The organism is Alteribacillus sp. YIM 98480 (assembly GCF_009765375.1).
GTDB lineage: Bacteria > Bacillota > Bacilli > Bacillales > Marinococcaceae > Alteribacillus.
In genome coordinates this window covers 23,600-32,892 of sequence record NZ_VTOK01000028.1, presented here as the reverse complement: position 1 = coordinate 32,892, position 9,293 = coordinate 23,600, and the positions used below count along the sequence as shown (strand labels likewise).

Annotated in this window: 13 protein-coding genes; 10 read left to right on the top strand and 3 right to left on the bottom strand. The window is 39.2% G+C overall.

The window, feature by feature from the left end:
• Positions 1-306 precede the first annotated feature (306 nt).
• The 7 genes from FZF09_RS22075 (at position 307) to FZF09_RS22050 (ending at position 5,703) form a co-directional block, all read left to right on the top strand.
• Positions 307-954, top strand: a complete 648-nt coding sequence (locus tag FZF09_RS22075; protein WP_158738700.1) for a TetR/AcrR family transcriptional regulator — start codon at positions 307-309, stop codon at positions 952-954.
• Positions 951-1,847: an ABC transporter ATP-binding protein gene (locus FZF09_RS22070; RefSeq protein ID WP_158738699.1), complete on the top strand. Its 897-nt coding sequence runs from the start codon at positions 951-953 to the stop codon at positions 1,845-1,847. Before FZF09_RS22075 ends, FZF09_RS22070 begins: the two co-directional genes overlap by 4 nt.
• Positions 1,847-3,451 (top strand): ABC transporter permease, encoded by a 1,605-nt coding sequence (locus FZF09_RS22065; RefSeq protein ID WP_158738698.1) that lies wholly within the window; start codon positions 1,847-1,849, stop codon positions 3,449-3,451. Before FZF09_RS22070 ends, FZF09_RS22065 begins: the two co-directional genes overlap by 1 nt.
• 166 nt (positions 3,452-3,617) lie before the next feature.
• Positions 3,618-4,049, top strand: a complete 432-nt coding sequence (locus FZF09_RS22060; protein ID WP_158738697.1) for a hypothetical protein — start codon at positions 3,618-3,620, stop codon at positions 4,047-4,049.
• A 31-nt stretch (positions 4,050-4,080) separates the two neighbouring features.
• A complete protein-coding gene (locus tag FZF09_RS23210) occupies positions 4,081-4,203 on the top strand; it encodes a hypothetical protein (protein WP_255450622.1) in 123 nt (40 codons plus the stop codon).
• 5 nt (positions 4,204-4,208) lie between these two features.
• Entirely contained in the window at positions 4,209-5,279 is a 1,071-nt protein-coding gene (locus FZF09_RS22055; protein WP_158738696.1) for a YheC/YheD family endospore coat-associated protein, read from the top strand.
• 133 nt (positions 5,280-5,412) lie between these two features.
• The gene (locus tag FZF09_RS22050) at positions 5,413-5,703 is read left to right on the top strand and encodes a phospholipase (protein WP_158738695.1); all 291 of its coding nucleotides are present in this window, start codon (positions 5,413-5,415) and stop codon (positions 5,701-5,703) included.
• 151 nt (positions 5,704-5,854) lie between these two features.
• Here FZF09_RS22050 and FZF09_RS22045 read toward each other — a convergent pair whose 3' ends face one another.
• The 3 genes from FZF09_RS22045 to FZF09_RS23205 all read right to left on the bottom strand — a co-directional run bounded on the left by FZF09_RS22045 (position 5,855) and on the right by FZF09_RS23205 (position 6,868).
• Positions 5,855-6,031, bottom strand: a complete 177-nt coding sequence (locus tag FZF09_RS22045; RefSeq protein WP_158738694.1) for a hypothetical protein — start codon at positions 6,029-6,031, stop codon at positions 5,855-5,857.
• Between the two features lie 507 nt (positions 6,032-6,538).
• Positions 6,539-6,718 carry a small acid-soluble spore protein H gene (locus FZF09_RS22040; RefSeq protein WP_158738693.1) on the bottom strand — a complete coding sequence of 60 codons (180 nt, stop codon included), beginning with the start codon at positions 6,716-6,718 and terminating at the stop codon, positions 6,539-6,541.
• A gap of 24 nt (positions 6,719-6,742) precedes the next feature.
• Positions 6,743-6,868, bottom strand: a complete 126-nt coding sequence (locus FZF09_RS23205) for a hypothetical protein (RefSeq protein WP_255450621.1) — start codon at positions 6,866-6,868, stop codon at positions 6,743-6,745.
• Between the two features lie 168 nt (positions 6,869-7,036).
• Here FZF09_RS23205 and FZF09_RS22035 point away from each other — a divergent pair, with 168 nt between their 5' ends.
• The 3 genes from FZF09_RS22035 (at position 7,037) to FZF09_RS22025 (ending at position 9,113) form a co-directional block, all read left to right on the top strand.
• Positions 7,037-7,414 (top strand): hotdog family protein, encoded by a 378-nt coding sequence (locus FZF09_RS22035; protein ID WP_158738692.1) that lies wholly within the window; start codon positions 7,037-7,039, stop codon positions 7,412-7,414.
• A gap of 100 nt (positions 7,415-7,514) precedes the next feature.
• Positions 7,515-8,069, top strand: a complete 555-nt coding sequence (locus FZF09_RS22030; protein WP_158738691.1) for a DUF3231 family protein — start codon at positions 7,515-7,517, stop codon at positions 8,067-8,069.
• Positions 8,070-8,627: 558 nt separating this feature from the next.
• On the top strand, positions 8,628-9,113 hold the full coding sequence (locus tag FZF09_RS22025; RefSeq protein ID WP_158738690.1) for a CvpA family protein: 486 nt from the start codon (positions 8,628-8,630) through the stop codon (positions 9,111-9,113).
• Positions 9,114-9,293 lie beyond the last annotated feature (180 nt).

Here is a 9,293-nt window from a genome sequence, read left to right as displayed (position 1 = left end):
GATTATCAAAAAACGATAATCGGAATCTTTTTTACTATTTCGGGCTAGTTATGTCCCAGCCCCTTTTTTTAACTGATAGGAAAGTAGAAAATTTTAGCATGGATGAACCATCGATGTGGTCAAAATTTGAGGAAATCAGTATAAGTGCAACTAGGCCATCGCCTTCATCTAAGGGCTTGGTGGCAAGGCGAATTTTTCTAAATATGGGTTAAAATCGTTGACCAGTTTGGTCTAATTCAGTTATGATTTAATCGACCGGAGTGGTCTAATTAAGTTGAACAAAAATATAATATACCAAAGGAATGAATGAAGATTACACAGTCATTTACAAACTTAGATCAGGATAAACAACAACGGATATTAAATGCAGCCCTTGAGGAATTTGCAGAAAAAGGATTTAAACAAGCTTCTACGAATCGAATTGTTAAAAATGCTCGAATTGGAAAGGGGATGATTTTTTATTATTTTCACAACAAAAAAGAGCTTTATAAATACCTGCTGGATTACAGCATCACTTTCATTATTAATGAGTATTTAAATCTCATTGTGACTGAGGAAACGGATTTTATTGAACGAATGAAGCAGGCAGCCAAGGCTAAGTTTGCAGCGCAGACGAAGAACCCAAACATTTTTAATTTTTTAGGGACAGCGGTGCTTACAGAGGAAACGGAGATACCTGTGGAATTACAAAAGCGCCTTCAAGAAGTACAAGAACTTGGTAATTCTAAGCTGTACGATAATATTGATAAAAGATTATTTAAAAAAGAGGTCGATGCAGATAAAGCATTCCAACTTATCAGCTGGTCCATAGAAGGGTATCAGAATCACTTAAAAAACACTTTAAAAGGAAAGAAGCTCGCATCCATTAATTTAGAGGCATACTGGGAAGAATTTTATGAATATCTAGATGTTTTAAAAACGTGTTTTTATGAGCAAGAGGAGGATGGCAAATGACTGTTTTAAGCACCCGTCATTTAACCAAAACGTTCGGGAAATTTACAGCTTTAGATGAAGTCAACATTGAAGTGAACAAAGGAGAAGTGTATGGCTTTATTGGTCCGAATGGAGCTGGGAAATCTACAACCATCCGCATCTTGCTTGGTGTTTTAAAAGCAACGGCAGGCGAAGCAAAGATATTTGGTATGGATGCCTGGAAAAATGCCGTTGAAATACACAAACGCATTGCCTATGTGCCGGGAGATGTGAACCTTTGGCCCAATTTAACTGGCGGTGAAGTCATTGACCTGTTTGTCAAACTGCGTGGTTCACATCATAAAAGCCGGAGGGAAGAACTGATCGAAAAGTTTGATTTCGATCCAACGAAAAAATGCCGGACGTATTCAAAAGGAAACCGGCAAAAGGTAGCTCTCATAGCTGCATTTTCTTCAGATGCCGATCTTTATATACTCGATGAACCGACATCCGGGCTAGATCCATTGATGGAAAGAGTGTTCCAAGAAAGTGTGGTTGATCTAAAAAGGGAAGGTAAAAGTGTTCTTCTTTCGAGCCACATTTTATCTGAAGTCGAAAAATTGTGTGACAGAGTAGGGATTATTAGGCAGGGACAGATGATTGAAACGGGAACATTAAAGGAACTCCGTCATTTAACAAGAACGAATCTGCTTGTGGAAACAAAGCAACCGATTGTTTCTTTACGAGATTTAAACGGGGTTCATGACGTCAAAGAAACAGAAAAGCAATATTCATTTCAAGTAGATTCAGAAGAGCTTGACGGCGTTATAAAACATATAAGTCAATATGGGATCGTGAAGCTAGAAAGTGCACCGCCTGCGCTAGAAGATTTATTTATGCGCCATTATGAATCAGGGGACGGAGGTGCATCTTGATGTCCAATCATTTATACAATAAAACAGGGATACTCTCGCGGTTTTTATTACGGCAAGACCGCATTCGTATTCCGGTTTGGCTGCTTTCGTTATTTGTATTTACTTTTTTAATTGCGGAATCTTTTACAAGTTTATATCCGGCAGAACAAGATAGACAGGCGCTCGCTGAAACGATGCTGAACCCTGCCATGACGGCCATGGTTGGTCCAGGTTATGGTTTAGAGAATTATACCTTTGGTGCCATGATGGCCCATCAAATGCTGCTCTTCACTGCTGTAACAGTTGGAATTATGAATATTTTACTCCTTGCTCGTCATACACGAGCAGCAGAAGAAGATGGGCGCATCGAAATGGTACGCTCTCTGCCTGTTGGCCGATTATCTAATTTACTCGCCGCCATTGCCGTTCTATTTGGAACGAATGTCTTGTTAGCATTAGGAATAGGTTTTGGCTTATATGTATTAGGAATCGATAGTATGAGTCTAAATGGGTCGCTTCTATATGGTGCTGCATTAGGTGCGATTGGATTTTTTTTCACAGGAGTTACAGCATTATTTGCGCAGCTTTCAGAAAGCTCGCGGGGCGCAATTGGGTTATCCTTCACTGTGCTCGGCGTTTCCTATCTTATCCGGGCTATTGGGGATGTCAGCAATGAAACACTTTCCTGGTTTTCTCCATTGGGATGGATTTTAGGAGCGGAAGTTTATGTGAACAATTACTGGCAGCCGGTTTTCATAACGGCGGCAGCGTCTATTGTTCTTGTTGCTTTTGCTCTGTATTTACATTCCATTCGGGATACAGGCTTAGGGTTTTTACCGTCAAAGCCAGGTCGAACGTTCGCTTCTCCCTTTTTACAAAGTCCTTTTGGGCTTGCATTTAGGCTTCTGCGTACGGCTATTATTTCCTGGGCTGTTGGAATGGTTTTGATTGGTGTTTCCTATGGGTCTGTGTTTGGCGATTTAGAGTCTTTTTTTAATGAAATCGATGTGATGGAAGATCTGATTGGACCTGTAACTGGAGTATCATTAACGGAGCAATTCGCGGCAAAGCTTATGTCCGTTATATCTATGATTAGTACAATTCCCGCGCTTATGGTCATTTTAAAACTTAAAAGTGAAGAGAAAAAGGCGCGCACAGAACATGTATTAGCTCGAGCCGTATCTCGTACACGGCTATTGGCAAGCTATCTTTTTATCGCTCTTTTTGTTGGTTTTGTAATGATTTCTATGGCAGCAGGAAGTCTAGGCTTAACAGCTGTAACAGTAATGGACGACGGTTTGTCATTTGGCACATTTTACAGTGCAGCCATAGTTTATCTACCTGCAATCTGGGTGATGACTGGTATCGCCGTTTTGTTGGTAGGTTTTGCACCAAACGCCTCTGGGCTGACATGGTTGTATTTGGGATATTCCTTTATTGTTGTTTATTTAGGAGGATTGTTTCAATTCAAAGACTGGGTTGGTAATCTATCTCCATTTGCTCATATTCCTCAGCTTCCAGTGGAGGAAATGGATCTTATGAAGGTATCCATATTGACCATTATAACGATTGTGTTATTGGCTGCCGGTTTTATCGGTTATAATCGCCGGGATATTCATGGATAAAGGTTTTCGAAGATAGAATGGCACTCTTCTTATATTGTTTAAGAAGGTGCTTTTTTTCATTTTAGGGACGGGTCCAAAGCTCTCCTCGTTAATGGCGAATGCCGTGTCCGCCTCTATATTTTTTCATTAACTGATAAGAAGAAAAACTATAGATAGGGTGGCACTTATGGGAACAAGACGAAACTTTATTAAAACAGATTACGATCAAAGGACTGACTTTCCGACGGCTGTTAGTTTATTTAATGAAAGATTACAGGTTGAACTGGATGTAGAAGAAGAAGAAGCCGTGAAGCTTGATATGTTTGCAAGTGCTGAAATTAGGAGTTTAACACAGCCTATAACGGACATCTTTTTATTTGGACAGTTATCAGGTTCAGATGTCGGGGCTCCCCCTTTAGCTCAGGAGAGACTGATTATCCCTGCCTCGACACAAATAAACGTGTGGGATGGGGCGATTAGTCTCAGCTGGATTGTAGAACCCCCTACACCAGGTACGAAAACTTTTAACTTTGACATTTCTGCCAGGGGGGAAGGTAACCTTATCTCAATCAGTCCAAGAGGTCTCAATGCGATCGCATTTAAAACAAACCAGCAGTGACCTATTAAACTTTAAGGGAGGAAATTGTGCTGTGAAAAAGTTAAGTGAGAAGGACAATCAAAAAGTCATCGAAGCTTTGAAGAGAAAGGACAATGGAGAAATTTCTAAAAAGGAATTGATAGAGAAGTTAAAATCTATATATAAAATGAAGTGAGATCAATGAATCGAAAGCCTTTGATTGGAATCATGGTAAATAAGCGAAACCAGCGAAAAAGCACGTTAAGATTGTATTATCAATATAAAGAAAATACTCCTGTACAGCTTTTTGCGTTTACTCCAAAAGATATTAATTGGAAAACCAAACGTATACAAGGGGGCTGTTACATTAATGGTAAATGGGAAACAAAGACTTTTCGTTTCCCTCACGCAGTTTATAACCGCTGCTATCAAAGAAAGGGAAAGACTATTAAACGGTTAGAGAAATATATCGGAAAAAATAAATGCTTTAATACGATTACTTTTTTCAACAAATGGATCGTTTATAAAATTTTATCCAACTCAGAGTTGAATACCTATTTGCCTAAAACTTGGTTCTACAAGAAGAAACGTTTTAAAATGTTGCTGGAGAGCCGCAAACAATTAATTTTAAAGCCTTGTTATGGATATTTAGGCAGACGTGTCTATTTGGTTGAAACCAATTCAATCAATGAGTCCTATAAAATCTATCAAGATACGTTAAAACGGCCAAAATACAGCTGCCTAGATTCGGCCCCTTTTTATAAAAAAATAGAAGAACTGGTTGGAAGTAAAAAATTTATCATTCAAGAACATATAAACACAACAAGAGCAGCGGGCAGAGTGGTAGATATTAGAATGCTGCTGCAAAAAAATCAAAACGGCAAATGGAATGTCACCAATGGAATAAGCCGAATCGCTCAAAAAGATTATTATGTAACAAATTGCAGTCACCGAATATGCGAAGCAGACGAAATACTCCAAACATTAGCTAGTAATAACAAAGAGCGAACAGCGCTATACAGGGAAATGAGAAACACGAGTCTAATGACAGGGAAGATTTTGGAAAAACACTTAGGGTTATTAGGAGAAATCGGCATTGACATGGTCATTGATGAAAACAGACAGATAAAGATTATAGAAGTGAACGGTAAACTTCAAAAAAGCCTTTATAACAAAGGTGATGCCTCTTGGGAAAATACCGGCCTTGTTTATAAGCGCCCCGTCCAGTTTGCATATTTTTTAGCAGCTGCAGCTGCACAAAAAAAGCGGTAAAAATTCCAATGTTCTTTGGAGCACTGGAATTTTTTTTATTTTTTTCACGTATAAAGGTGATTTAAATAACCAAAATTCATCCCCTCACCATATCTTGTAATAAGAGAGTGAAGAGACTAAGGGAGGGAAGTATGTGTCTTATTATAAAAGAAACGAGAGGAGAAGATTCCCACGTTTTTGTATTTTTCCTGGGTATAACTGGTGCGGACCGGGATGCAGCGGTCCTGGGGCGCCGATCAATGCTGTGGATGCTGCATGTAAAGCACACGACGAATGTTACAGAGCGTTTGGGGGTCCGTCTTGTAAATGTGATCAGCTTTTTCTTCAACGATTATATTACCTTCAAAATCCCCATACCCCGGAAGGAAGACATGCGCGTTTTCTTTACAACTACATGAGACTGCAAATGTTCTTTATGTGTTAATAAAAGTTAATGACTTCGAGGATAGAGAGGTATCATCTGTAAGAAAGAAGATGATACTTCGTTTACACATAATATCAGCGGAAAATAAAAAAGCCAGCAAATGTAAAATTGCTGGTCTTGTCGTGCTTATAACGCGTTAGGAATTCTTTTTTTAAAAGGTAAGAAATGATAAATATTTGGCGTTTTTGATGTCTAGCTTCAGCGCCCAGCCGCTCAGGCGCACACGATAAAGAGGAACTTTTGCTAAAACCGCGACGTCCTGTCGCAACGCAAAAGTCAACACCTCCTGTGCAAGCCAGTTCAGCGTTGTCACAGGACGTACTTCCACACGATGTGGTGACTTCTACGTTGCACACTGGACGTGTGCGATCTTAGTAGAAGTTCATTTAAATTAGCTGAACCTCTTATGTCTTCCCTTTCGACTTCGGGCCGCAGGCGACCCTGCGCGAAAGCTCCAGAACCTGTCGCGGCTGACCAGGGCGCTTGTGCTTTTCTTATTAACATAGTAGTGATGCATAAAACAACAAAAGCCCTTCCTGCTCTTTCGTCCTTGCGGCTCCGATGACCGCTCCAGTGTGAATTGATCTAATACTATATTCTACAGGGTGTATCCAGCAACTTGGAAATGCATGGTGGTGGGAAATAGATAAGTGGGGAAAGCGAATAATTCATTATACTGTTAGAAAGTAAAAAAGTCAACCAGTGAGAGGCAGCAGCACCCCTATATAGAACTGTATGGGATAAAGGAGCCCCGATTGAAGGCTCCTTTTTTCGTGAGACTAGCACCTGAAAAATAAAGATTTCGTGACTTTGTTTATGTTATGTCGTTGAAAACTTATTGTTCTTCTAAACTGGTGACGGAAACACTTTGTTTTTTGTTCGGATCATTGGTGGGATGGATCGTAGCTATTCCAACTTGTTGGTCAACATGTTCAATATAGACACTTTCTCCGTTAAAGACTACATTAGCCATATCAGGCGATGAAGAAATCTCTTGTGCTCGTTGGGCGTCCATTTGCCTTCCCTCCTTTTCGCTGCACTACTTTCTTTTTTCTCCTAACTCCCTGCTTACCTTTGAAATAGTAATTCTCTCTTCTCCCGTACTAGGTTGTACCGCATCTTTTCCTTTTATAATATTGCGTTTTGATTTTGAACGTTTACCCAAAGGATTATCGCTCCTTTCTATGAAAGACCAATACACAAATATTTTTAACACCTGCAAACAAATTTATGTAAAAAACGAGGCTGCTTTATATAGTGAAAAGGAGGAGCTCAGAGCAAAATCGAGAAAAGAAGTGATATAAAACCATGAGAAATACGAAAGGAAGTAAATATGTTATTAAAAGCTGGAGATATAATAACCTTTGAACGAACGTTTACACAAGAAGATGTAGAGATGTTTACAAAAGTTTCAGGAGATGAAGGCATTCATCATTTGGTACCAGATGAAAACGGCCGCCTCATTATCCAGGGTCTGCTTACCGCTACCCTCCCCACAAAAATAGGAGGGGACCACAACGTACTTGCTCGGAAGATGACGTTTGAATTCGTAAGACCCGTTTTCACGAAAGATACTATACGCTGTGACGTGAAAATAGAGCAATTCGAAGAGCAAGAAGAGAGAAATATTATTTATGCGACTTTTACCTGTTGCAATCAGGAAGAAAAAGAAGTTATGAGAGGAGATTTTTCTGGTGTAATAAAAAATTGAAGGAAAAATCCCCCTTCCCTTTTGTTATTCGAATAGCACAATTTTTTTACATGTTATTTGTTATTAATCCAAATATTAAGGAAAAAAGGAGGTGGGAGAAATGTCTAATCCATTTGAAGCAGTATGGAACATATTAAAAACATCCATTGATAATACAAATGAACCCAGGGTTCCATTGCATGTCATAGAAGTGGGAGACTGCTGGAAATACATTACAATAAAGGAAGAATTCATTCGTTATGAGGAAACCGGACTGAATACAACGACAGATGATGAAGTCAAAGAAATGCTGACGGATGTCATTAGACTGTGTGAAGCACAAGTAAGAAGTTTAAGCCAATTTATGAAAAAAGAAGGAATTCTTTTACCTGATGTTACTTCTGCTAAACCAAATTCCGATTCCAAAGATATTCCATTAGGTGTAAAGTTAACCGACGATGAGATTTCAAATGGCATTGCATTTAAACTGGTTACATGTATGCAAGCTTGTGCTAAAGCGCAAGCGGATGCCATCCGAAACGATATTGGCATGATGTGGTGTCAATTTTATACGGAATGGGTGACTTTTGGAAACACATTAAAAACATTAATGCGTAAACGGGGATGGATAAAAGTCCCGCCATATTACTATCCGCCTGGTTCTCCAACTCAATAAAGAAGAAACTCAAGTAAACCAGCTGCTTAAAAGTCTGGTTTACTTTTACTTTTGGAAAATGTAAATTTTCTAAACTAAGGTTTCCAACGTACAGGCCGCCGTTTGCAATGGAAGTTCTTTTAGCAGGCGGTTTTCTTTGTTCATGGGAGTAATTGGAATCAAAAAAGCACCGGCCAAAAACACGGAAGGAATTGTTTCCTTAAAAAAGGAAAATTATCCCATGATCCAATCAATGCAGGTTTATGTACGGGTGGAGTTTTCATGACAGGCGGTTATTTTTAGGAAATCTTATACATAGACGGAGATACTTTGACAAAAGAGTAAATGCCCATGAGTGTAGGAAAGCTGCGATGAGCGCAGCTTTTTTCTACGAATGCCGTTGCTGCATAAAGTGGCGTTTTAAAGCTGCCTTCTAAACATAACGGAAAACAGAGTTTCTCTAAACTTCCATTAATTTCTAATGGAACCATACGTAAGATGGTTTCTTTTTTATAATTAAACATGATATATTCATTTCAACGAGCATCTCATTTTCTCACCATGAAGGAGGTACTGCTTGTGCTCGTAAACATTATCATCATTTTATTACTGATTGGAAGCTTTTTCATTGGACTCCGTCAAGGCTTTGTTTCCAAATTTGTAAGACTGTCGAGTTTTTTACTTGCCATTGCTGCCGGTTTTTTCTTTTATAGCTCGGCTGCATCTTGGTTTCGTACATGGCTACCTTATCCAGACTTTCTTGGAGCTGGTTTGGAAGGGATTTTCTATACACTTATTGGCTTATTTAGTGCTTTTATCGTGACCAACCTGATCGTCCTTTGGCTTGGAAGGATTCTGCAAATCTTTGCTTCTTTACCTATCCTTCGTACGATTAACAAAGGACTTGGCGGTGTTTTTGGCGTAGTTAAAACGTATGTGGTAATCCTGATTCTATTGATAGGAGTATCATTCTTCCCGATTGAGTCGGTGCAAGCTGCCATTGATCAGTCTTCTGTGGCGACGATCATGATGGAGAATACCCCTTTTATTTCTGATTTTTATTAAGAATAGTTCTTTTGGAATAAATTATTATTAAAAGACTGAACTTGGTCCTTCTTTCAAGTTTAGTCTTTTTTTGAGAGGTAAGAAATTATAAATAGTTGGCGTTTTACATGTCTAGCTCCAGCGCCCAGCCGATCAGGCGCAGACGATAAAGAGGAACTTTTGCTAAAACCGCGAACGTCC

Bases quoted from the DNA above. Each gene is read 5' to 3' on its own strand.
- FZF09_RS22070 (WP_158738699.1), top strand. From the start codon at position 951: ATGACTGTTTTAAGCACCCGTCATTTAACCAAAACGTTCGGGAAATTT.
- FZF09_RS22035 (WP_158738692.1), top strand. From the start codon at position 7,037: ATGTTATTAAAAGCTGGAGATATAATAACCTTTGAACGAACGTTTACA.
- FZF09_RS22065 (WP_158738698.1), top strand. From the start codon at position 1,847: ATGTCCAATCATTTATACAATAAAACAGGGATACTCTCGCGGTTTTTA.
- FZF09_RS22030 (WP_158738691.1), top strand. From the start codon at position 7,515: ATGTCTAATCCATTTGAAGCAGTATGGAACATATTAAAAACATCCATT.
- FZF09_RS22055 (WP_158738696.1), top strand. From the start codon at position 4,209: ATGAATCGAAAGCCTTTGATTGGAATCATGGTAAATAAGCGAAACCAG.
- FZF09_RS22040 (WP_158738693.1), bottom strand. From the start codon at position 6,718: ATGGACGCCCAACGAGCACAAGAGATTTCTTCATCGCCTGATATGGCT.
- FZF09_RS22075 (WP_158738700.1), top strand. From the start codon at position 307: ATGAAGATTACACAGTCATTTACAAACTTAGATCAGGATAAACAACAA.
- FZF09_RS22060 (WP_158738697.1), top strand. From the start codon at position 3,618: ATGGGAACAAGACGAAACTTTATTAAAACAGATTACGATCAAAGGACT.